Origin of the sequence: Piscinibacter sp. HJYY11 (assembly GCF_016735515.1) — a bacterium.
GTDB lineage: Bacteria > Pseudomonadota > Gammaproteobacteria > Burkholderiales > Burkholderiaceae_C > Rhizobacter.
The window spans coordinates 1,328,317-1,351,649 of sequence record NZ_JAERQZ010000001.1 but is presented as its reverse complement, the minus strand read 5'-3'; the positions used below and the strand labels follow the sequence as shown (position 1 = coordinate 1,351,649).

General features: G+C 67.3%; 19 protein-coding genes. 9 read left to right on the top strand and 10 right to left on the bottom strand.

From position 1 onward, the window contains the following. Nucleotides 1-24: 24 nt before the first annotated feature. A complete protein-coding gene (locus JI745_RS06075) occupies nt 25-2,712 on the bottom strand; it encodes an ATP-binding protein (protein ID WP_201804639.1) in 2,688 nt (895 codons plus the stop codon). A 299-nt stretch (nt 2,713-3,011) separates the two neighbouring features. Between JI745_RS06075 and JI745_RS06070 the strand changes: the two genes are divergently transcribed. Further along, nucleotides 3,012-3,548: a chemotaxis protein CheW gene (locus tag JI745_RS06070; RefSeq protein WP_201804637.1), complete on the top strand. Its 537-nt coding sequence runs from the start codon at nt 3,012-3,014 to the stop codon at nt 3,546-3,548. 35 nt (nt 3,549-3,583) lie between these two features. Next, the gene (locus JI745_RS26715; RefSeq protein ID WP_310738500.1) at nt 3,584-5,323 is read left to right on the top strand and encodes a methyl-accepting chemotaxis protein; all 1,740 of its coding nucleotides are present in this window, start codon (nt 3,584-3,586) and stop codon (nt 5,321-5,323) included. 75 nt (nt 5,324-5,398) lie between these two features. On the opposite strand, the gene JI745_RS06060 is transcribed toward JI745_RS26715, so the two are convergent. Next, nucleotides 5,399-6,034, bottom strand: coding sequence for a response regulator transcription factor (locus JI745_RS06060; RefSeq protein ID WP_201804635.1), 636 nt, complete (start codon nt 6,032-6,034; stop codon nt 5,399-5,401). Between the two features lie 125 nt (nt 6,035-6,159). Beyond that, entirely contained in the window at nt 6,160-6,579 is a 420-nt protein-coding gene (locus tag JI745_RS06055) for a putative quinol monooxygenase (protein WP_201804634.1), read from the bottom strand. Between the two features lie 131 nt (nt 6,580-6,710). Here JI745_RS06055 and JI745_RS06050 point away from each other — a divergent pair, with 131 nt between their 5' ends. Next, nucleotides 6,711-7,631, top strand: a complete 921-nt coding sequence (locus JI745_RS06050; RefSeq protein ID WP_201804632.1) for an AraC family transcriptional regulator — start codon at nt 6,711-6,713, stop codon at nt 7,629-7,631. Here JI745_RS06050 and JI745_RS06045 read toward each other — a convergent pair. From JI745_RS06045 to JI745_RS06020, 6 genes are all read right to left on the bottom strand, one after another. Then, a complete protein-coding gene (locus tag JI745_RS06045; RefSeq protein ID WP_201804631.1) occupies nt 7,577-8,923 on the bottom strand; it encodes an adenylosuccinate lyase family protein in 1,347 nt (448 codons plus the stop codon). The genes JI745_RS06050 and JI745_RS06045 overlap by 55 nt on opposite strands. 28 nt (nt 8,924-8,951) lie before the next feature. Beyond that, nucleotides 8,952-9,785: a CoA ester lyase gene (locus tag JI745_RS06040; protein ID WP_201804628.1), complete on the bottom strand. Its 834-nt coding sequence runs from the start codon at nt 9,783-9,785 to the stop codon at nt 8,952-8,954. Beyond that, complete coding sequence (locus tag JI745_RS06035) at nt 9,782-10,978, bottom strand: CaiB/BaiF CoA-transferase family protein (protein WP_201804627.1); 1,197 nt, start codon at nt 10,976-10,978, stop codon at nt 9,782-9,784. Before JI745_RS06035 ends, JI745_RS06040 begins: the two co-directional genes overlap by 4 nt. 19 nt (nt 10,979-10,997) lie before the next feature. Further along, nucleotides 10,998-11,867 (bottom strand): MaoC family dehydratase N-terminal domain-containing protein, encoded by an 870-nt coding sequence (locus JI745_RS06030; protein ID WP_201804625.1) that lies wholly within the window; start codon nt 11,865-11,867, stop codon nt 10,998-11,000. A gap of 24 nt (nt 11,868-11,891) precedes the next feature. Continuing rightward, nucleotides 11,892-13,016: a porin gene (locus JI745_RS06025; RefSeq protein WP_236674916.1), complete on the bottom strand. Its 1,125-nt coding sequence runs from the start codon at nt 13,014-13,016 to the stop codon at nt 11,892-11,894. Nucleotides 13,017-13,093: 77 nt separating this feature from the next. Further along, the gene (locus JI745_RS06020; RefSeq protein ID WP_201804623.1) at nt 13,094-15,181 is read right to left on the bottom strand and encodes a 4-oxalomesaconate tautomerase; all 2,088 of its coding nucleotides are present in this window, start codon (nt 15,179-15,181) and stop codon (nt 13,094-13,096) included. A gap of 110 nt (nt 15,182-15,291) precedes the next feature. On the opposite strand from JI745_RS06020, the gene JI745_RS06015 reads away from it, so the two are divergent. Further along, nucleotides 15,292-16,221: a LysR family transcriptional regulator gene (locus tag JI745_RS06015; protein ID WP_201804621.1), complete on the top strand. Its 930-nt coding sequence runs from the start codon at nt 15,292-15,294 to the stop codon at nt 16,219-16,221. On the opposite strand, the gene JI745_RS06010 is transcribed toward JI745_RS06015, so the two are convergent. Continuing rightward, the gene (locus JI745_RS06010; RefSeq protein WP_201804620.1) at nt 16,218-17,210 is read right to left on the bottom strand and encodes a LysR family transcriptional regulator; all 993 of its coding nucleotides are present in this window, start codon (nt 17,208-17,210) and stop codon (nt 16,218-16,220) included. The genes JI745_RS06015 and JI745_RS06010 overlap by 4 nt on opposite strands. Nucleotides 17,211-17,350: 140 nt before the next feature. Between JI745_RS06010 and JI745_RS06005 the strand changes: the two genes are divergently transcribed. The 5 genes from JI745_RS06005 (at nt 17,351) to JI745_RS05985 (ending at nt 23,315) form a co-directional block, all read left to right on the top strand. Then, the gene (locus JI745_RS06005) at nt 17,351-18,370 is read left to right on the top strand and encodes a TRAP transporter substrate-binding protein (RefSeq protein WP_201804619.1); all 1,020 of its coding nucleotides are present in this window, start codon (nt 17,351-17,353) and stop codon (nt 18,368-18,370) included. 62 nt (nt 18,371-18,432) lie between these two features. Next, on the top strand, nt 18,433-20,214 hold the full coding sequence (locus JI745_RS06000; RefSeq protein WP_201804617.1) for an IlvD/Edd family dehydratase: 1,782 nt from the start codon (nt 18,433-18,435) through the stop codon (nt 20,212-20,214). A 19-nt stretch (nt 20,215-20,233) separates the two neighbouring features. After that, nucleotides 20,234-21,448 (top strand): fumarylacetoacetate hydrolase family protein, encoded by a 1,215-nt coding sequence (locus tag JI745_RS05995; protein WP_201804615.1) that lies wholly within the window; start codon nt 20,234-20,236, stop codon nt 21,446-21,448. A gap of 2 nt (nt 21,449-21,450) precedes the next feature. Continuing rightward, nucleotides 21,451-22,041, top strand: a complete 591-nt coding sequence (locus JI745_RS05990; protein ID WP_310738745.1) for a TRAP transporter small permease — start codon at nt 21,451-21,453, stop codon at nt 22,039-22,041. Further along, complete coding sequence (locus JI745_RS05985; protein ID WP_201804614.1) at nt 22,038-23,315, top strand: TRAP transporter large permease subunit; 1,278 nt, start codon at nt 22,038-22,040, stop codon at nt 23,313-23,315. The genes JI745_RS05990 and JI745_RS05985 overlap by 4 nt, the downstream gene beginning before the upstream one ends. The last annotated feature ends 18 nt before the right edge of the window (nt 23,316-23,333 follow it).

Here is a 23,333-nt window from a genome sequence, read left to right as displayed (position 1 = left end):
TGAAAGCCCGTAGGCAATCTGCGGCTACTTCAACTGTTCCAGTGCGCGCTCGAGTGCGTGCAGGTCTCCAGTGATGTTCTGGAAATGGCGCTCGGCTTCTGCTCGATCGGTCCAGGCGCCGACATGCGCCTCGAACGCCTCCAGGTGCGCTGCGAGTGCATGGGCGCCGACACTCGCCGCTGCGCCGCGCATGAAATGGAGCAGGGCAATCGTGGTGGCTTCGTCAGGTTTGTCCACGGCCGCCTGAAGCCTTGCGAGGTCTGCCATGCTGTGCTCGACCATGGCGCGCAGCAAGCGTACGAATCGGCGCGGGTCTCCATTGGTGAGAGACAGCCCGTACTGCCAGTCGACCCCTGGAAGTGCCCGCAGTTGTGCCGCCAGATCCGGCTCTGCGTTCACGGCGGGTTTGGGTGCCTCGCCACCCTCGTCAGGTCGTACCGCGCCGCGCAGGTCAAGCGCTCTCAGCAGCGCCCCGTACAGGGCTTGTGGTTCAACGGGCTTGCCGATGAAGCCGGTCATTCCTGCGGCCCGGCATGCCTCGCGGTCGTCTTCGAAGACATTGGCCGTGAACGCGAGGATCGGGGTGTCACCCCACTCGGGCAAGGCCCGGATGACCTTCGCAGCTTCAACGCCGCCCATGAGCGGCATCTGCATGTCCAGCAACGCCAGCGAATACCCGCCGGCGCGAGCCCGTGCCACCGCCTCACGGCCGTTGGTCACCGTATCGACCGTCAGGCCCACGTCGTCCAGCAACGCGACGGCGATTTCGCGGTTCACGGGGTGGTCCTCCGCCAGCAGGATGCGCGCGCCCTTGTGGCGTGAGCGCAGCAATTCCCCTGCTGTCATGTCCGTCGGTGCGGGGGTGGGCATCTGGCTGCGAGCACGAGCGACACGCGCCGTGAACCAGAACATCGAGCCTTGCCCCGGTTGGCTGCTTGCGCCAACGGCGCCACCCATGAGTTCGGCAAGGCGCTTGGTGATGGCGAGCCCGAGACCCGAGCCCCCGTAGCGGCGCGTCGTCGTGGCTTCCGCCTGCTCGAAGGCGCTGAACAGTTTGTCCAGTTTTTCGGGCTCGATCCCGATGCCGGTGTCTTCGACCTGAAATCGAACGAGAAACCCTTCGTCGTCCTCGGCCACCAGGATGAGCTCCAGCGACACCTGACCGCGCTCGGTGAACTTCACGGCATTGCCCGCATAGTTCAACATCGCTTGTCGCAGACGCGTCGCATCGCCGCGAACCCATCTTGGAGCTCCTTCGGCACGAAGGACCAGCAAGAGTCCCTTCGATTCGGCTTGGGTCCCCATCAGGGAGCACACGTTGTGCAAGACCGCCAGAAGGTCGAAGTCGGCTTCTTCGATCGTGAGTTGACCTGCCTCGATCTTCGATATGTCCAGGATGTCATTCACCACGGAGAGCAGGTGCCGCCCGGCGACGTCAATCTTCTCCAGCCGATCACGCTGCTCGTGGTTCAGTGACGTGCGTCCCAGCAAGCTCGCCAGGCCGATGATGGCATTCAGAGGCGTGCGAATCTCGTGGCTCATGTGCGCCAGGAAGGACGATTTGGTCTTGCTGTGGACTTCCGCGAGGAGTACCGCCTCCGCATCACGTTGCCGTTGCGTGATGTCCCTGAGGATTGCGGTGTAGAAGCGCTCGCCATCGACTTCGAGCTTCGAAATCGATGCCTCGATGGGGAAGCTCTCGCCATTTGCCCGCACCCCTGTGACCGGTCGGGTCGCGCCCATGCGCCGTACTTCAGAGCGCTCGAAGGCAAAGCCCCTCACCAGACTTGCGTGCGTCGCCTGCGCAGACGCAGGCAGAAGTGCCTGCAGGCCTGATCCCAGCATGCTGGCCGACGTGCGGCCGAACATGGCCTCAGCCGCGGCATTGAAGAGCACGATCTGCTGGGCGTCGTTGATGACCACCACGGCATCCATCGCGGTGTTGATGATTCCATCCAGTTGGGCGCGCTGCCGCCGCTCGGCCTCCCGCATTCCCCGGGCCTCCGTGTCGAGGCGTCGCACCAGGATTGCGGCGTAGCAGATCATCCCCGCCAGCAAGACAATGTTGGCAGTGGTCACCGCCGCTGCGGCTGCCGCAGGTGGAAGCACCCCTTCCTGCTCCGCATGGAAACGAACCCATACGAACAGCGGCGGGGCAACGAACGCGATGGGCATGAGCCGCCGGATCACGAGGCCGCCGGCAGACCGGCTCACCAGGATCGTGAGCAGTCCTTCGGTGGGTCGAACGAGCAGGCAACCGGCACTCAGCAAGATGAGTCCGATGGCGGTATGCAACGCCACGGACGAATAGATGCCGGCCGCGTAAAGGTGGCGCACGTCGAACAAATAACCAAGCGCTGCCATCACAGCGACCAGCAAAGCAGAGCCAAACGCGATCTGCCGCAATGCCGGCGCGGCGCGAAGGCCTTGCAGCAGCAGCCCCGTGCCGATCGCAACGAACGCGAATGCAGTGGCGGGTGCCATGCGCAATGCGCCGCCCTGAGCGGAGATGTTTCCGTGGACGCCGAGAAAGCCATCGATGGCGAAGTCGACTCCCGTCACATGCTGAACCAGCGTCATGCCGGCCAGCACGGCCACCGAAGCGGCGAGGGCCACCTGGAAAAGCCGTTCCCACCCGGTGGCGATTCCGTGCGAGGCGAGCACCAGCGCAACGCCTGCCCCGGCGAAAGCCAGCGCGGAATTGGGTTTCATCGTCGGCCAGTCTCGTCTCAGGGCTGTGAGGATCGGCAGCTCGAGTACCCAGCCCGCCAAGACTGCAATTCCGAGCGCTGCAGCGCTGAGTCCGCATATCAGGGAGGCGGCCGCGAGTCGCTGGCCTGCCTCACGGTCGTTGTCGTCGAATAGCGCCAATGGACTGACTCGCTCTAGGGGAACTCCGGCAAATCGTATCCGCGGTCTGCAGCACGCTGTCTAGAACTCCCTACAAAAGGGGGCGGCATCGCCGCCGAAAACACAGCAGTGTCAACAGACCTCACAGCGAGAGAGTGCCAATGTCTGAAGTCATCACTGCCCCTCTTCCCGGGGCCATCTCTTCCCGGAGCAAGCCGACCGGCGCGAAAGTCGCCGACACACTCGTCGACGCGGCGATCCGTGAATTTCTTGCGTTCAAGCTCGGGAGCGAGGAGTACGGCATCGACCTCCTTCGCGTGCAGGAGATCCGCTCGTACGAGGAACCCACGCGAATCGCAAACGCGCCTGAATTCATGAAGGGCGTGCTCAACCTGCGCGGCGTCATCGTTCCAGTCGTCGACATGCGCTTGAGGTTCAACCTCCCGGAGGCGCGATACGACGGCCTCACGGTGCTGATCGTGCTCAACCTGCACTCCCGCATCGTTGGCATGGTCGTCGACTCCGTCTCAGACGTCATCACGCTGTCGGGTGACCAGATGCGCGCCGTCCCGGAGTTCGCGTCGAACGTACCAACCGATCACTTGTTGGCCATCGGCGCGATCGACGACCGCATGCTCATTCTGGTCGACATCGTGAAGTTCATGTCCAGTGCCGACATGGGTCTTCTGAACCATTGACTGTCAATCAAACACACGTTCCAAGGGGTGAACTCATGAACAACCAAGCTATGAAGCTGGGCACGAAGCTCGGGCTGGCCTTTTTTGCCATGGTCCTGCTGACGATGGTGGTCGGGGGCTTTTCCTTGAGCCGAGTCGCAAGCGTCAATTCCTCGACTGAAGACATCGCCACCAATTGGCTTCCCAGCATCAAAGTGTTGGGCGAGGTTCGCACCTTCGCCAATCAGATGCGCCGTGTGGAGGCGGATCACGTGATGGCCGTCGACGCCGCCGAGATGGCGGCGATGGAAAAGCGCATCGACGAACTGAAGGCGTCGCTCAACGACGCGATGGCGCGCTATGAGCCGATGATTTCCTCGGACGAGGAACGCTCGCTCTACTCGGTGTTTCGCCGCGAGAAAGAAGCCTACTTGACGATCCAGGCCAAGCTGATCGAGGTTTCTCGCGGTGGCGAGAAGACGGCCGACCAGACCAAGGCCATGTTCCGAGGGGCGTCTCGCGCCGCATTCAACGCCATGACCGGCGAGGTCGGCAAGCTGGTGGAGCTGAACAGCAAGGGTTCGGAGGCTTCCGCTGCCGAGGCCAAGGCCACCTACCAGGCTGCCATTGTCTGGGCGTCCGTCCTGATCCTGCTCGCAGTGGTCACCGCCGCGGTGCTGGGGTTTGTCATTGTGCGAGGCGTCAAACGCCAGCTGGGGGGTGAGCCTGGTGATGCAGCCGACCTGGCCCAGCGCGTGGCCGACGGCGATCTGTCGACGCCGATCCATCTGGAACCGGGTGACCAGACCAGCATGCTCGCAGCGCTGAAACGCATGCAGGAGAGCCTGGTCACGATCGTCACCGACGTGCGAGAGAACGCGGACGGCGTGGCGACCGCATCGGCCCAGATCGCACAAGGCAATCTTGACCTGAGCAGCCGCACGGAAGAGCAGGCGAGCGCATTGCAGCAAACCGCGGCCTCGATGGAGCAACTCGGTTCGACGGTCAAGCACAACGCAGAGAACGCGCGGCAGGCGTCTCAACTGGCGGGTGGCGCGTCCGGCGTGGCGGGCCAGGGCGGCACGGTCGTCAGCCAGGTCGTCGCCACCATGAAGGAGATCGACGAATCGTCGAAGCGCATCGCCGACATCATCGGCGTCATCGACGGCATCGCGTTCCAGACCAACATTCTTGCGCTCAATGCAGCGGTGGAGGCGGCTCGCGCCGGCGAGCAGGGCCGCGGCTTCGCGGTGGTGGCCGGCGAAGTGCGCACGCTCGCGCAGCGCAGTGCGGAAGCTGCCAAGGAGATCAAGTCGCTCATCACTGCGAGCGTTGAGCGCGTCGGCCGCGGAAGCGAACAGGTCGGCGAAGCTGGAAAGAAGATGGACGAGATCGTCTCCTCCATCCGCCGTGTGACCGACATCATGGGCGAGATCAGCGCTGCCTCTCAGGAGCAGAGCGCGGGCGTGACCCAGATCGGAGAGGCCGTGACCCAGATGGACCAAGTGACACAGCAGAACGCCGCACTTGTCGAAGAAAGTGCGGCGGCTGCCGACAGCTTGCAGACCCAGGCACGCCGGCTGGTGGCGGCGGTGTCGGTGTTCAAGCTGGCGGGTGCTGCACACACGGCGTCACATGGGCTGCGCTCGTCTGCCGCGCCTGAGCCGCAGCCGGCCAAAAAGACCGTCGTCAAGCCATCGGTGAAGAAGGCGGAAGCCCCAGCGTCGGGCAAGGCCCCGGCACAGCAGGCCGCTGAACCGGTGAAAGCCGGGTCCGAAGAATGGGCAACGTTCTGACAGCCGGAACTGCTTGATTGGCCTGAAAACGCCCACCGCCGGTGGGCTTTTTCACGTGTGCAATGGGCCGACGAACTAACGCTCGTTCGCGTCGATCAACTTGGCGCGGATCGCCCAGCGAACCACCGCAGGCACGTCCTTCAGGCCCAGTTTTGCCATGAGGCGGCTGCGGTAGGTATCGACGGTCTTCGGCGACAGGTGCAGCTCCTCACCGATCTCTGCGCTCGACGCGCCTCGCGCGACCATCACGACGATTTGACGTTCTCGCGGTGACAGGTCGTCTTCTCCAGCGTTCGAGCCTGATCGGCCTGCCGCTGCCAGAGCTGATTCTTCCTTGGCAAGAAAGGTTCGCCCGAAGGCGGCAGCGGCCACGGCAGACAGCAGATCTTCGATGGGTGAGCCCTTGAGCACGTAGGCGGCGGCTCCCATTTGCATGGCTTCCGCGACATGGTCCGCGTTTTGAGAACTGCTCAGCACCACCACGCGCGCGCTCAGCCCACGTTCCTTGATCTGGGCCAGGATCTCGAGACCTGATCGGCTTCCCACGGACAGGTCCAGAAGCACGACCTCGGGCGACAACCGGACGATCTCCGACAGCGACCGAGTCAAGTCATCCGACTGGCCCACCACCTCGTGACCGCGGCTCTCGAGCAGCGTCGCGAGACTCTCACGGACGATCGGATGATCGTCAACGAGGTATATCCGGCTCATTGTTGGCGTTCCCCCTGCGATAAGACGTCGTGCGAAGTATCACTGACGCTGAGGAGCGCAATCTTTAACGACCTGGCAGGCGCTTGTGGGCGCTCTCTCGCGGCTTCTGCAGCCCGCCCACTGAGTCACTCCTTTTGTCGATGCGAAAAGTGGTCCTTGCTCATGAGGACATCAACGCGGTGCACCTTGGCAGCTTGGACCAGGATGGCGTTCATGCGCTCTGCGTCACGGAAGATGTCGCCACCGCCGCCTTCAACATGTGCCTGGCGGCCCGCCAGGTTCGGGAAGGCCTCGAAGATGCCGAAGCTCGTCGGCGAGAACCTGACAGCGAACCAGGGTCCAGTGGCGGGCTCTGCCTCGACGCAGGCCCGAATGTCCTGCAGCATCTGAATGACGGCGTCCTCCTGCCCAGGGCGCGCCTCGATCTCGATGAAGAAGCCCTTGCGGCCCTCGGCGCCTTGTTCGCCCAAGACCTGGACCCCTCGATGAGCGGCAAGGCCACCATCTGATGAGGGCAACGCTTCTGGAAGGGGGGCTTGGGTCATGTGTGCATCTCCTGAATGAGGTTCACCACTGTCACCCCCGGCCAGGGCCGGCTCTTGCGTGAAAGTCGATACTGCTTGCCTGATTGTCCAAGCCGGCTGTGTTTCACCCGATGCGCTGGCCAGAATCCGACATGGCCAATGACTTGAGAGAGGCAGTCGAGCGTCGCACGGAAGGGCAGAGCGAGGCCACCACGGGCGTCGTCACCCCGGTGCGCGGTCTGTACTTGGTACGACGCACAAGCCCGAGCGAGCTGGAGCACACCGTGGTGCAGCCCATGGTGTGCTTGGTGCTGCAGGGCTGCAAGCGCGTCAGCACGGGAAGCGGGTCGGCGTCCTACGCGGCCGGTGACACGATGATCGTCACCGGCAACGTGCCGACGGTGAGTCGGATCACCAAGGCCAGCGTCACCAACCCCTACCTGGCGCTGGCATTCGATCTGGATCTTTCCGTGATCAAGGATCTGGTGACCCACGCACCTGAGGTCCATTCGAGACCGTCCGGGAAGGGCACGCATGATGAACTGCGCGACGCCCTGCGTCGACTGGTGCTGCTGCTTGATCGTCCGGAATCACTCGCGGTGCTCAAGAACGGCTTGATTCGGGAAATCCACCACTGGATGCTCTTGGGCCAGCAAGGGCCCGCCATCCGCCACCTGGGCTTGCCCGACAGCAACGCGCGACGCATCGCCAAGGCGGTGAAGATCTTGCGGGCCAACTATGCCAAGCCGGTGCAGATCGAGCGTCTGGCGGCAGCAGCCAGCATGAGCCGCTCCGGGTTTCACCAGCACTTTCGTGCCATCACATCACTGACGCCGCTGCAGTTTCAAAAACAGTTGAGGCTGATCGAGGCGCGTCGCTTGATCGTGTCCAGCGGGAAGATCCTCAGCCAGATCGCGTTTGAAGTGGGGTACGAAAGCGCATCGCAGTTCAGCCGCGAATACACCCGCATGTATGGGCGAACGCCCACCAGGGACAAGCGAGCAACGACGTCAGCAGATCAGCGCAGTTTCCCCAGCACCCGATCCACCATCACCCCCGACTGCCCGAGGTAGTTCTGCGGGTCGCACAGCTTCTCGAGGGCGGGTCGATCGAGGTGCCGGCTGATCTCGGCGTTCTCGCACAGCAGGTCGAGCAGCGGGCGCTTCTGCTTGACCGCCTCGCGGCAGATGTCGTAGACCAGGTCGTGGGCGTATTCGCGGCCGAGGTAGGGGCCAAGGCCCATCATCACCGCTTCGCTCATCACGAGGCCGCCGGTGATGTCGATGTTGGCGCGCATCTGCTTCGCATCGACCTCCAGGCCCTGCAGCACGAAGAGCGATTGCTTCAATGCACCGGCCATCAGGCAGAAGGTCTCGGGCAGCACGATCCACTCGATCTCCCAAGGGCCGGTGCTGCGTTCATGGTCGGCCACCATCGCGTCCATCAGCGCGGCCGCGTGCTGGCGCACCACCGAGATCTGCGCATGGATGTAGCAGCTCGAGATGGGGTTGCGCTTCTGCGGCATGGTGCTGCTGGAGCCGCGGCCGTGGGCGAAGGGTTCGTACACCTCGGCCACCTCGGTCTGCATCATCAGCTTCACGTCCATGCTGAGCTTGCCGAGCGTGCCGCCCACCAGGCCGAGGAAGCAGCCCACTTCGGCGATGTTGTCGCGGATGGTGTGCCAGGCGATGTCGGGCTGGCCGAGGCCCAGTTCGGCCATCAGGCCGGCCTGGGTTTCCATCGCGCCGGTGGACAGCGACGCCAGCGTGCCTGCCGCGCCGGCGAATTCGCCGACCAGCACACGCGGCCGCAGCTGTGCCAGCCGCGTGCGGTGTCGTTCGATGGCCGAGAGCAGGCCCGCCATCTTGTAGCCGAAGGTGACGGGGATGGCCTGCTGCAGGTTGCTGCGCCCGATCATCGGCGTGAGCCGGTGCTGGCGGGCGAGGTCGGCCATGGCCTTGGAGATGGCCGCGAGGTCGGCGTCGACCAGCTCCAGCGCTTCGCGGATCTGCAGCACAGTCGCGGTGTCGGTGATGTCCTGCGTCGTGGCGCCCCAGTGGCAGTACTCGCCGAGCTTGTCGCGGCACAGTGCGTTGAGCTGCGACACCACGCCGAGGATCGGGTAGCCGATGCGCTCGGTCTGGGCGCGCAGCTTCACCATGTCGATCTGGTCGAGGTGGCAGTGGCTCACGATCTCGTCGGCCGCTTCCTGCGGAATCAGGCCGAGGCGACCCTGGACCTTCGCGAGCGCGGCTTCGACATCGAGGTACTTCTGCGTGCGGTTCTCGTCCGACCAGACCTTGCGCATGGCGTCGGTGCTGAAGATGCCCTGGAAGATCGACGAGTCGATGATGGTGGACGGCATGGTGTTCTCCTTGAAGGGTTCGAGTCGATCAGGTTCTGGCAGCTCGCGCCAGCAATGCGTGGGCCCGTTGCACGACCGGGCGGTCGACCATGCGGCCGTCGAGCTGGACGGCGCCTTCCGCACCGGCAGTGGCCTTCACCACCCGCTGCGCCCACGCCAGCTCTTCCGCGGTGGGGCGCAGGGCGGCATGCACCTGCTCCACCTGCCGCGGGTGGATGCAGAGCTTCGCACCGAAGCCATGGGCGCGTGCGCGTGCCAGGTCGGCCAGCAGGCGTTGGTCGTCGGTGATCTCCGGCGTCACGCCGGCCACCGGCGAGGCGATGCGCGCCGCGCGCGAGACGAGCGACAGCACGCTCGCCGCGTGGTCCAGTCCGACGGGGTCGCCCGACAGGTCGAGGTCGAGCGCGAAGTCGAGCGTGCCGAACACCAGCCGGACGACGCCGGCCGCCTGGGCCAGCTGCGAGGCGTTGACCACGCCCAGCGCGCTCTCCACCAGCGGCAGCACCGCGAGCTGCGGGATGCTTCGCCGCAGCGTCGCGATCTGTGCGGCCTGCTCGGCCTTGGGCAGCATCACGGTGCGTGCGCCCCGGGCGCGCAGCATGGCGAGGTCGTCTGCGTACCAGGCGGTGGACGGGTCGTTGAGGCGCACCACCAGGCGCTGGCGTTGGTCGAACGATGCGGCCTCCAGCGTCTCGGCCACGGCGTCGCGCGCCTTGGCCTTGTCGGCGGGCTCCACCGCGTCTTCCAGGTCGAGCACGACCTGGTCGGCGGCCGAGTCCAGCGCCTTGGCGTGCCGTTCCGGGCGGTTGCCGGGAACGAAGAGGAAGGTCCGCGCGGTGGCGGCGGGCGGCCTGTCGCTCATACCGCGCCCTGCGCTCGCAGCTCGGCGATGGCCTGGGCGTCGAGGCCGAGTTCTCGCAGGATGGCGTCGGTGTGGGCGCCGAGGGCCGGCACCGGGTCCATGCGCGGGCCGCCGTCGCGGGTGTCGGTGCCCGGCGGCAGGAGCGCGGGGACGCGGCCTGCGGCGGTGTCGACTTCTGCCCAGCGTTGCCGTGCCGCGAGTTGCGGATGGCGCCACACGTCGTGCATGTCGTTGACCTGCGCGTTCGCGATCTGCGCATCGTCGAGCCGGCCGAGCACCTCGGTCGCGCTGAGGCTCGCGAACGCGTCGACGATCAGCGCCCGCAACTCGGCGCGTGCGGCGCTGCGCTTCGAGTTGGAGGCGAAGCGTTCGTCGCGCGCGAGCGCCGGCTGCTGCAGCACCTTGTCGCAGAAGGAGGCCCACTCGCGCTCGTTCTGCAGGCCCAGCATCACCGTCTTGCCGTCGCCGGTGGGGAAGGGCCCGTAGGGGTAGATCGTGGCGTGGCTCGCGCCACTGCGAGGGGGCGGCGAGGCGCCGTCGAAGGCGTAGTAGAGCGGGTAGCCCATCCACTCGCCCATGGCCTCGAGCATCGAGACATCGATGCGCCGGCCCTGGCCGTCGATCGCGCGCTGCATCAAGGCGGCGAGGATGTTGGTGTAGGCGTACATGCCGGCGGCGATGTCGGCGATGGAGGGGCCGGCCTTGCTCGGCTCGTCGGGCGTGCCAGTGATCGACACGAAGCCCGCCTCGCTCTGGATCAGCAGGTCGTAGGCCTTCTTGTCGCGGTAGGGGCCCGGGCGCTCCAGGTCATCGCCGTAGCCGGAGATGTCGCACACGATGAGGCCCGGCTTGCGAGGCGACAGCGCCGCGTGCGAGACGCCCAGCCGCGCAGCCGCACCGGGCGCGAGGTTCTGCACCACCACGTCGGCCTTCTCGAAAATCAGGCGCTCGAGCAAGGCCGCGGCCTGCGGATGTTTGACGTCGAGCGTGAGGCTTTCCTTGGAGCGGTTGGTCCAGACGAAATGCGAGGCGAGGCCACGCACGCGCTCGTCGTAGCCGCGGGCGAAGTCGCCGCTGCCGGGCCGCTCGATCTTGATCACGCGCGCGCCCAGGTCGGCGAGCTGCCGGGTGGCGAAGGGCGCGGCGATCGCGTGTTCGAGGGTGACGACCGTCAGGCCTTTCAGGGGTTGCATCTCAGCGCCTCGTCTCGTGTCATGCCAGGGTGGCGGTGGCGTCCATGGTCAGCCACCCTTCATGGTCGTTCGCCCACAGCCGCACCGTCTTGCCGTCAGGCTCCAGTCGCCCGTTGACGTGGAAGGGGTGCAGGTCGAAGGTGGCCCGCACGGCCTTGAAGCGGAAGGTCTCGACCCGCGCCTGCGGCAGCTCGCGCCGCAGCAGGTCCATGAGCAGCGTGGCGATCAAGGGGCCATGCACGATAAGGCCGGGGTAGCCCTCGGTCTCGGTGACGTAGCGGCGGTCGTAGTGGATGCGGTGGCCGTTGAAGGTGAGCGCCGAGTAGCGAAACAGCAGCACATCGTCGGGCACGATCTCGCGTCGCCAGGTCGCCCCCGTGGGCGCGGCCTGCGGCGGCGGCGCCACGTCGTCTGGCCGCTGCGCCTCGCGGTAGACGATGTCGTGGAACTCGACCAGCGCCGGCGCCGCAGCGCCGTTGCTGCTCACCTCGTGCCGCACTTTCACGAACACCAGCGTGCCGGTGCGGCCTTCCTTGACCGTCACGTCGTCGATGGTGGAGGTGCGGGCGACGGCGTCGCCCACGCGCAGCGCCGACCGGAACTCGAACTGCCCGCCCGCCCACATGCGCCGCGGCAGCGGCACGGGCGGCAGGAAGCCGCCTCGGCGCGCATGCCCGTCCGGGCCGATGCCGGACTGCCGGTGCAGCGGCAGAAAGTACAGCCAGTGCCACAGCGGCGGGATCTCATCGCCGGCCTGTGCGGCCGGCAGCGGATCGTGGTCGAGCGTGGCGGCCAGTGCCTTGATGGGCGTGGCGCCGATCAGGTCGTGCACCGTCTCGCTGCGGCCGATCCATTGCGACAGCGGGCCCAGCTCGGGGGTGTCTTGCATTCAGAACCTCGTGATGCGTCGAAATCAGAAAGAGTGCCGCACGCCCGCCTCGAAGCCGGTGGAGTTGCCGCCGCCGGCCAGCCCCGAAGGGCCGCCCGGCACGGCATAGGTGGCCGCCCCCTTGTTGCCGATGCGGGAGCCGGTGGCATACAGCGCCGTGCGCTTGGACAGGCTGTGAACGTACCCCAGGCCGATCTGCGCGGCATCGTTGGCGTCGATGACCGTGGCGCCGACACGGCCGCTCAGGTCCACCCGGGTGTACGACGCCTTGATCTCGCCGCTGCTGCCCACCGGCACCGTGGCGCCGATCAGCAGGTTGCGCTGCCGGGCCTGGTCGTACTTGAACTGCCGATAGGCCGCCGACAGGCGGACGACGGCAAGGGACAGGTGCGCGCCGATGGCGCTGTCCTGGTGGGTGCCGGCGAGGGTGAGGTCGTTCTCGGTGCGCGTGTGCGCGGCCGACACGCCCCATTGCGCCGCGGCATAGCCCAGGCGCGCGCCCACTACCTTGTGCTGGCCGTTGGCGGCGGTGCCGCCTTCGCCGGCGGCCACCATCGCGCCACCTTCCACGCCGCCCAGGCCGCCCGGCAGCAGGTACTGCACGGCATTGCTCGAGCGCACGGTGGTGTTGACGCCGCTGCCATAGGCCGAGCGGATGGGGCCGACCGGCGTGGCGCTCACGAAGTTGTTGGACCCTGCGACGCCCACATACCCGAACGGGTCGTAGCGGCTCCAGTTTGAATAGCTCGGCACGAAGTCCCGCCCGATGCGCACCTCGCCCAGGGGGCGGCTGATGAGGCTCACCGTCGCACGACGGTCCCAGAACTGGGTGCTCGATGCCGGAGCGCCGGTGTCCAGCAGGATCCCGTGCTCCAGGTGGAAGCCGGCGCTCAGCCCACCGCCCAGGTCTTCGGTGCCGCGGAACGAGAGGCGGCTGGTCGAGTTGGAGCCGCTCACGAGCGACTTGACGCTGCCGCGCCCCTCGTTGCTCACATGGCGCACGGCGCTGTCTGCCACGCCCCAGAGCACGACGCTGCTCTGGGCCGCCGCCTTCGGGGTGAAGGCGCCGCACACAGCGATCACGAACAAGGTGGCCCAGGGCAAGGGGGCCATGCGTGACGGGGAAAGGGCGAGGACGGGCTGGTTCATTCTGGTGTCTCCTGTGCGCTCGAAGCGCCTGCTTGTGGGAATTGGGGAATGAGGAATGGGGAGCGGGAGGCGAAGCGTCAATCGGCCGTGAGCTTGCCCGCCTGCACGACGCGCTGCCATTTGGCGAGTTCGGCCTTCACGAGCGTGCCGAGCGCTTCAGGCGTACTCGTCTCCACGTCGGCGCCGTGGTCCTCGATTCGCTTGATGATCTCCTTGTCCTGCAGCACCTCGTTGAGCGCCTTGTTGAGCTTGTCGACGATGGGCCGGGGCGTCTTGGCGGGGGCGAAGATGGCGTACCACTGGGTCACGTCGACGCCTTCGACACCGGCTTCCTTCAGCGTCGGCACCTCGGGCAAGGCCTTCGAACGCGAGGGGCCGGCAATGGCGAGCGCGCGCAGCTTGCCCGACTTCACATGCGGGTACGCGGTGAAGAGGCTGGGGAACATGAACTGCGTCTGGCCGCCGATGGTGTCGCTGATGGCGGGGGCCGAACCCTTGTACGGCGCGCCCGTCATCACCGTGCCCGTGCTCAGCTTGAAGAGCTCGGCGGCGAAGTGCGGCGCGGTGCCGTTGCCGGCCGAGGCGTAGGTGAACTTGTCGGGCTTGGCCTTCAGTTGCGCCACCAGGTCGCGCACGTCCTTCACCGGCACGCCCGCGTTGGCGACCATCAGCGTCGGCGAATAGCCCACCAGGCCGATCGGCTCGAAGTCGCGCACCGGGTCGTACTTCAGCTTCTGCAAGGCCGGGTTCATGCTGTGCGTGGCGATGTAGCCGAGCATCAGCGTGTGGCCGTCCGGCGTGGCGCGTGCCACGTATTCGCTGGCGATGGAGCCGTTGGCGCCCGCGCGGTTGTCGATGATGATGGTCTGGCCCAGCATCGGGCCGAGCTTCTGCGCGATCGTGCGGGCCATCGCATCGTTGGCGCCGCCGGCGGCGGTGGGCACGACGATGGTGATGGTCTTGCTCGGGTACGCGGCGGGGGCCTGGGCGTGGGCCGGCACGGCCACCGCGGCGAGGCCGGCGGCGAGGATCGGGGCGATCAGTTGCTTCATGGGCTTGTCTCCTGCCATCTCGGGCATTGGGGGTCTTGAAAACACATAGCTCGGCACGTGCAGGTCGCCCTGCATGATCTTTCTGGCCGTGCGGATCAGCGCGGCGCGCTGGATGCGCGCGTCCTGGCCGCGGCCGTCGACCGTCACGGTCACGTCGATGCGGCCTTGCGGGTGCAGCACCACCACGTCGTGGTCGCCGGCCGGCAGCCCGCTGCCCGATGCCACCGTGCCTGGCAGCGCGAACGCAGTGGCCACGCCGATGGCGCCGGTGGCGGCATGCGAGGCATGGCAGCGCCGCGGCGTGAAGTAGCGCGAGGTGATGCTGGCCGGGCTGTCGCCGGCGCTCACCAGCACGGGCTTCGGAATGACGCTGTTCGACACGTCGCCCAGGCCCATCAACTCGCCGGCCTGGCGACGCAAGCCTTCGATGCGGTCGAGCAGGCCGGGGTGTGCATCGAGTTGCGTGGGGGTCTCGCGGCCCGTCACGCCGAGGTCCGCCGCGCGGATGATCATGAGCGGCATGGCGGCGTCGATGCAGGTCATCTCCACGCCGTCGACCACGTCCATGCGGTGGCCGGTCGGGAAGACGCTGCCGGTCACCGAGCCCCATGCGTCGAGGAAGTTGAGCCGGATCGGCGCGGCCGTGCCGGCCACACCGTCGATGCGCACGTCGCCGTCGTAGCGGACCTGGCGGCCGGGTGTCTGCACCGTCACGTCGATGCGCGAGCGGGTGTTGACGTTGAACACCCGCACCGTCGTCACGCCCTCGGCCGCGTCGAGCAGCCCCTGCTCGATCGCGAAGGGGCCCACGCCCGCCAGCATGTTCCCGCAGTTGGGCCGGGTGTCGACCGACTGCTGCCCCACGCCGACCTGCGCGAAGAGGTAGTCCACGTCGCAGTCCGGCTGGGTGGAGCGCGACACGATCGCGACCTTGCTGGTCAAGGTGCTGCCGCCGCCCACGCCGTCGACCTGCAGCAGGTCGGACGCGCCGATGGCGCCGATCAGCGCCTGGTCACGTGCCAGGTCATCCTCGGGCAGCCACTCGCGCAGGAAGAACGGCCCGCGCGAGGTGCCGGCGCGCATCAGGACACAGGGCAGGGTGATGGAAGACATGGCGGAATGATCCGCAGCGAGACCCTGTCTGTGAATTGCATTGTTCTGATGGATTGATCGATGTGGCGCAATAATCGGCACCTGCAAACACCGTGGCAGGAGAACGGGAGATGGCCCTGAACTTCGACCTCAATGACCTGCAGGCCTTTCGTGCCGTGGCCGAGCTGTCCAACTTCCGGCTGGCCGCCGAGGCGGTCAACATCTCGCAGCCCGCGTTCAGCCGGCGCATCGAGAAGCTGGAAGAAGCGCTCGGCGTCAAGCTGCTCGAGCGGACCACGCGCCGCGTGAGCCTCACCGCGGTGGGTCGCGACTTCGCCCGCAAGGTGCAGGCGATGCTCGACGAACTCGACGCCACGCTGCTCGGCATCAAGGGCATCGCCGCCACGCGCATGGGCGAGGTGACGATCGCCTGCGTGCCTTCCACCGTCTACTACTACCTGTCGCAGGTCATCAAGCGCTACCGCGACCGCTACCCGAAGATCCGGGTGAAGGTGTTCGATGCCAGCGCGAACGAAGTGCTGGCGGCGGTGTCACGCAACGAGGCCGACTTCGGCCTCAACTTCATCGGCGGCCAGGAAGCCGACATCGCTTTCGAGCCGCTGCTCGAAGAGCGCTTCGTGGCCGCGTGCCGCCGCGACCACCCCTTGGCGACGAAGCGCAAGGTAACCTGGCGCGACCTCTCGGCGCACGACTTCATCACCGTGAGCCGGGCCTCCGGCAACCGCCTGCTGATGGACCAGGCGCTGGCCGGGCAGGGCGACCGGCCCCAGGGCTTGTATGAGGCCCAGCACGTCACGACGCTGCTGGGCCTGGTGGAAGCGGGGCTGGGCGTGGCGGCCGTGCCCTCGCTCGCGATGCCGGCGAAGAACCACCCGGTGCTGGTGAGCGTGCCGCTCGTCGAGCCCGAGGTCACCCGCGTGGTCGGCCTCATCCGCAAGCGCGGCCGCACCCTGGCGCCGGCCGCCCAGCAGCTCTATGAGTTCTTCGCCGACATCGGGCAGGCGCCTGCCCCGGGCCGCAAGCGGCGGCGGCCCGGCTAGCGCGCGCGTCGCTCGGCCTCCACGCCCTCGACCGACGGGTCGGCCAGGCCGCGGATCACGTCCATGAACGCCTGCACGGCGCTGTTGGGCGGCTCGCCCTGCAGCGTGATCAGGCCGAAGTCGGGCATGCGATCGGGGAGGTCGGCCGCGATGTGGGTCAGCAGGCCGCGCCGCACGTACTTGTCGACCAGCGCCGCGGGCTGCAGCGACAGCATGTTGGTGCTCTGCATCAGCTCGAGCGCAAACAGGAACGACGGCGTCTCGACGATGCCGGAGGTGAGGGCGAGGCCGGTGCGGCTGAAGATGTCGTCGGACACCCTGCGCAGCGCGGTGGACGGCGGGTAGAGGATCCACGGCCAGTGCGAGAGCTCGAGCAGCCCGGGGGCATTGGGCCCGCGCAGCGGGTGGTGCACGCCGGCGGTGACGTGCAAGGTCTCACCGGCGAGCTTCTCGTACTGGAACTGGGCGCGCTGCGATTCGTCGGTGAAGCGGCCGATCATCACGTCGATCTTGCGTTCGGCCAGCCACACGATGAGCTGGTCGCTGCTCTGCTCCAGCACCTTGACCACCAGCAGCGGCCGCAGGCGCTGCAGCTCGGCCACCGCGGCGATCAAGAGGTGCGCCGCCGAGCCCGAGATGGCGCCGATCGACAGGTGCCCATGGCCGCCTTGCTTGAGCGTGCTGAACTCGTCGACGAACTTGCGATGCCCATCGAGCGCCGCGTGCGCATAGCGCAAGGTGAAGAGCCCGAGTTCATTCGGCCGCATGCCGCGCGGCAGGCGATCGAACAGCGTCGACTCCAGCATCTCCTCGATGTCCATCAGCACCTTGGTCGCCGCCGGCTGCGTGATGTGCATCTGCTCGGCCGTCAGGCGCAGGTTGCGCGTCTTGCCCAGGATGTCGAGGAACTGCAGATGCCGGAAGCGCAGGCGCGAGACCTGCGCCAGCGTCAAGGGTTTCCCAGGGGGCTTGTCCGGACTCATCAGCATTTGGAATGGATGCTAGCGAAAAAGTCAGTGGACCGTGCCTGGGGGCTCACCTAGCCTTCAGCTCCACTGATCGGCTCCACAGAGGGCCGGCACGCGAGGCAGGGTGCCTGCAGCTCGCACTTCATCATTTCGGAGACATCATGAAAATCAGATCACTTGGCGTGGCCGCAGCCCTGCTGGCGGCACTGGTCGGCCCGGCGTCGGCGCAGGTCAAGGAGCACGTGTTCAAGATCGGCACGGGCCTCAACGAAGAGCATCCGCAGGCGAAGGCGCTCAAGTTCTTCGCCGATCAGCTGGCCGCCAAGAGCGGCGGCAAGATCACCGCGCGGGTCTACACCAGCGGCTCCCTCGGCAACGACATCAGCATGACCTCGGCCCTTCGCGGCGGCACGCTGGAGATGACCATCCCCGACAGCTCCACGCTGGTCTCGCTGGTCAAGCCCTTCGGCGTGCTGAACCTGCCGCTGACCTTCAACAACGAGAAGGAAGCCGACGCGGTGCTCGACGGCCCCTTCGGCCAGAAGCTGCTCGCCACGCTGCCCGACAAGGGGCTCATCGGCCTCGGCTTCTGGGAGAACGGCTTCCGCCACGTCACCAACTCGCGCCGCCCGGTGCAGAAGGCCGACGACCTGAGCGGCCTGAAGCTGCGCGTCATCCAGAGCCCGCTGTTTCTTGACACCTTCAACGCACTTGGCGCCAACGCCACGCCCATGCCCTTCACCGAGCTCTACACCGCGATGGAGCAGGCGGCGGTCGACGGGCAGGAGAACCCGGCGGCCACCATCCTCGCCAGCAAGTTCTACGAAGTGCAGAAGCACATGGTGCTGTCGCGGCACATGTACAGCGCGTGGGTGCTGCTGCTGTCGAAGAAGACCTGGGACGGCCTCTCGGCCGACGAACGCAAGATCGTGCAGGACGCGGCGCGCGAAGCAACGCTCTTCGAGCGCAAGACCATCCGCGCGTTCTCCGACACGGCCCTGGCCGACCTGAAGAAGGCCGGCATGCAGATCACCGAGCTGCCCGCGGCCGAGCAGGCCAGGATGCGCAGCAAGCTGCAGCCGGTGCTCGCCAAGTTCAGCAAGGAGTTCGGCGAAGACACGACCGCCGAGCTGAACGCCGAGCTCGCCAAGGTGCGCAGCGGCGCGACCGCCGCGAAGTAGCTCTCGCCCTCGCGAAGGCGGCGCCGCCGCCTTCCATTCATCTTCTTTCCCCGACGACGGCCATGGACCACCGAGCCGGCCGGCGCTTTCGCTCGCGCGAATGGTTTGCCGACCCCCAGCGTTCCGACATGACGGCGCTCTACCTCGAGCGCTTCATGAACTACGGACTGACACCCGAAGAGCTGCGCTCGGGCCGGCCCATCATCGGCATCGCACAGACGGGCAGCGACCTGTCGCCGTGCAACCGCATCCACCTCGAGCTGTCGCGCCGCGTGCGAGACGGCATCCGCGACGCCGGCGGCATTCCGATGGAATTCCCGGTGCACCCGATCTTCGAGAACTGCCGCCGCCCGAGTGCAGCGCTGGACCGCAACCTCGCCTACATGGGGTTGGTGGAGATCCTCTACGGCTACCCGATCGATGCGGTGGTGCTCACCACCGGCTGCGACAAGACCACGCCGGCCGGCATCATGGCCGCGTCGACCGTCGACATCCCGGCCATCGTGCTGTCGGGCGGGCCGATGCTGGATGGCTGGCACGACGGTGAACTGGTGGGCTCGGGCACGGTGATCTGGCGCAGCCGCCGACAACTGGCGGCCGGCCAGATCGACGAAGAAGAGTTCATGCAGCGCGCCTGCAGCAGCGCGCCTTCGGCCGGCCACTGCAACACCATGGGCACGGCCTCCACGATGAATGCCGTGGCGGAGGTGCTGGGCTTGTCGCTGCCGGGCTGTGCCGCCATTCCCGCGCCGTACCGCGAGCGTGGCCAGATGGCCTACGAAACCGGCCGGCGCATCGTCGGCATGGCCTTCGAGGACCTGCGGCCCTCACGCATCCTGACGCGCGAGAGTTTTCTCAACGCGCTGGCGCTCGTGAGCGTGGCGGGCGGCTCCACAAACGCGCAGGTCCACATCATGGCGATGGCGCGCCATGCCGGCGTGGAGCTGCGACCCGAAGACTGGACCGAGCACGCCTACGACCTGCCGCTGCTGCTGGACATGCAGCCCGCCGGCCGGTTCCTCGGCGAACGCTTCTTCCGCGCCGGCGGCGTGCCGGCGCTGATGTGGGAGCTGCAGCAGGCCGGCGTGCTGCATGGCGACTGCGCGAGCGTCACCGGCAAGACGGTGGCGCAGAACATCGAGGGCCGTGCGCCGACCGATCGCGAGGTGATCCGGCCGTTCGACGCACCGCTCATGCACAAGGCCGGCTTCCTGGTGCTGCGCGGCAACCTGTTCGACTTCGGGATCATGAAGACCTCGGTGATCTCGCAGCGCTTCCGCGAGCGCTATCTGAGCCGGCCGGGGCACGAGGGCGTGTTCGAGGCGCGTGCCGTGGTCTTCGACGGCGCCGACGACTACCACGCCCGCATCAACGACCCGGCGCTCGAGATCGACGAAGGCTGCATCCTGGTGATGCGCGGCGCGGGCCCCATCGGCTGGCCGGGCTCGGCCGAGGTGGTCAACATGCAGCCGCCCGATGCGCTGATCCAGCGCGGCATCCTCGCGCTGCCCACGCTCGGCGACGGCCGCCAGTCGGGCACGGCCGACAGCCCGTCCATCCTGAACGTGTCGCCCGAGAGCGCTGCCGGCGGTGGCTTGAGCTGGCTGCAGACAGGCGACGTGATCCGCATCGACCTGCAGGCCGGCCGCTGCGACGCGCTGGTGCCGGTCGACGAGATCGCGCGCCGCAAGCGCGAGCTGCCGGCCCCGGCCGTGCCGCCGAGCCAGTCGCCCTGGGAAGAGATGTACCGAAGCCACACCGGCCAGCTGGTGGACGGCGCCACGCTCGACATGGCGCTGAAGTACCGCCGCATCGCCGAACGCACCCCGCGCCACAACCACTGACGACGCCTGAGGAAACTGAATGACTGCCACCACGACCGCCTTGCCCGAGCGCACCGATGGCCTGCACCCCGTGCTGCCCCAAGACGGCCTGGCCGGCACGCTGGTGGCCCGTGTCTGGCGGCCCGGCACGCCGGCCGGCCCGGCCGTGGTGGTGCTGCGCCCCGAAGGTGTGTTCGACCTGAGCCGGCACTTCGCCACCATGAGCACGCTGCTCGAAACCGACGCGCCGTCGCAGGCCGTGCGCGCCGTGGCCGGCGAGTTCGTGTGCACGGTCGATGCGCTGCTCGACAACAGCCAGGGCGATGGGAGTGACAACAGCATGCCGCGGCTGTTGGCGCCTTGCGACCTGCAGGTGGTCAAGGCCGCCGGCGTGACCTTCGCTGCCAGCATGATCGAGCGTGTGATCGAGGAGCAGGCGGGCGGCGACGCGAGTCGCGCCGACGGGCTGCGCACCCAGGTCACCGCGCTGATCGGCGACAGCCTGTCCGACATCCGCCCCGGCTCGCCGCAGGCGCAGGCGCTCAAGGAGCTGCTGCAGCAGAAGAAGCTGTGGTCGCAGTACCTGGAGGTCGGCATCGGGCCCGATGCCGAGGTCTTCACCAAGGCGCCGGTGCTCGCCGCGGTGGGGCATGGCCAGGACATCGGCATCCGCGCCGACTCCGCCTGGAACAACCCCGAGCCCGAGGTCGTGCTGGCCGTCAACAGCCGCGGCGGCATCGTCGGCGCCGCGCTCGGCAACGACGTCAACCTGCGCGACATCGAAGGCCGCAGCGCACTGCTGCTCGGCAAGGCCAAGGACAACAACGCGTCCTGCGCCATCGGCCCATTCATCCGATTGTTCGACGACGGCTTCGGCCTCGACGAGTTGCGCCGCGAGACCGTGCACCTGCACGTGAGCGGCGCCGATGGCTTCACGCTGCGCGGCATCAACACCATGGCCAGTATCAGCCGCGATCCGGTCGACCTGGTGGCGCAGACGACCGCCTGCCACCAGTACCCCGACGGTTTCATGCTGTTCCTCGGCACGCTCTTCGCGCCTACCGAAGACCGCGACCAGCCCGGCGGCGGCTTCACCCACAAGCTGGGCGACGTGGTCACCATCCACAGCCGCTGGCTGGGCGGCCTGCAGAACCGGGTGACGCACAGCGAGGCTGCGCCGCCCTGGCGCTTCGGGCTGCGGGCCCTCATCGCCAACCTGGCCGAGCGCGGCCTGCTGCAGGGGGCGCGGTTGTGAGCGTGCTTGACGTGGCCATCGAGCGCTTCTGCCGCGCGATCGATCTGCTGATCGCCGCGGCGCTCGCGGTGATGGTGGTGCTGGTGTTCGGCAACGTCGTGCTGCGCTATGCCTTCAACTCCGGCATCGCGGTCAGCGAAGAAGTCGCGCGCTGGCTGTTCGTCTGGCTGTGCTTCATGGGCGCCGTGGTGGCGCTCAAGGAAGGTGGCCATCTGGGCACCGACATGCTGGTGTCGCGCCTGCCGGTGGCGGGCAAGAAGGCCTGCCTGCTGGTGGGCCACCTGCTCATGCTGTACGTGACCTGGCTGTTCCTCCAGGGCAGCTGGCAGCAGGCCCGTCTGAACATGGACGTGGCCGCGCCGGTCACCGGTGCTCCGGTGGCTGCCTTCTACGCATCGGGCGTGGTCTTCTCGGTCTGCGCGGGGCTCTTGCTGCTGTTGCGGCTCGCGCGGCTGCTGACCGGCCAATTGCAAGAGGGCGAGCTGGTGGCCGTCAAGGAATCGGAAGAGCAGGCCGAGCTCGAAGCCTTGCAGGCCAACCTGGCGCACCACGATGCGCAGCCGGGCGACGGACCGCGGGGCACACGGCCATGACCGTCTTCATCTTCCTCGGCAGCCTGATCGGCGCGATGGCGCTGGGCATCCCCATCGCCTACGCGCTGCTCGCGAGCGGTGTGGCGCTGATGTGGCACCTGGGCCTCTTCGATGCGCAGATCCTCGCGCAGAACTTCATCAACGGTGCCGACAGCTTCCCGCTGCTGGCGGTGCCGTTCTTCATGCTCGCCGGAGAGATCATGAACGTGGGCGGGTTGTCGCAGCGCATCGTCAACTTCGCGCTGGCGCTCGTGGGCCACGTGAAGGGCGGGCTGGGCTACGTGGTGATCCTCGCGGCCTGCCTGCTGTCGGCACTCTCAGGCTCGGCCGTGGCCGACGCGGCGGCGCTGACCGCGCTGCTGCTGCCGATGATGATCGCAGCCGGGCACAAGAAGCAGGTGTCGGGCGGGCTGATCGCGGCCTCGGGTGTCATCGGCCCGATCATTCCGCCGAGCATCGGCTTCGTGATCTTCGGCGTGGCGGCCAACGTCTCGATCAGCAAGCTCTTCCTCGCCGGCATCGTGCCCGGCATCATGATCGGGCTGGCCCTGGCACTCACCTGGTGGTGGGTGGGCCGTAAGGAGACGCTGACGCTTCCCCCGCGCAAGACGCGCGCGGAAGTGTGGACGGCGGCACGCGAGGCGGTGTGGGCGCTGCTGCTGCCCGTCTTCATCCTGGTGGGCCTGCGCATGGGCGTGTTCACGCCCACCGAAGCGGCGGTCGTCGCGGCCGTCTATGCGCTCTTCGTCACGACGGTGGTGTACCGCGAGCTGACGCTTCAGGCGCTGGTGCGCGTCTTCGTCACGGCGGCCCGGACCACGGCAGTGGTGATGTTCCTGGTGGCCTCGGCGATGGTGTCGGCCTGGCTCATCACGGTGGCCAACCTGCCCGCGCAGGTGGTGGACCTGCTGCGCCCGCTGCTGGACAACCAGACGCTGCTGCTGATCGCGATCATGCTGCTCGTGATGCTGGTGGGCACGGCGATGGACATGACGCCCACGATCCTGATCCTCACGCCGGTGCTGATGCCGCTCGTCAAGGCCGCGGGCATCGACCCCGTGTACTTCGGCGTGCTCTTCATCATCAACAACTCCATCGGCCTGGTCACGCCGCCGGTGGGCACCGTCCTCAATGTGGTGGCCGGTGTCGGCCGCATGAAGATGGACGAAGTCACGCGCGGGGTGCTGCCCTTCATGGCCGCCCAGTTCGCGGTGCTGTTTCTCATGGTGCTCTTCCCGCAGACGGTGCTCGTGCCGCTGCGCTGGTTCTATTGAAACCGTGTTCATTGAAAG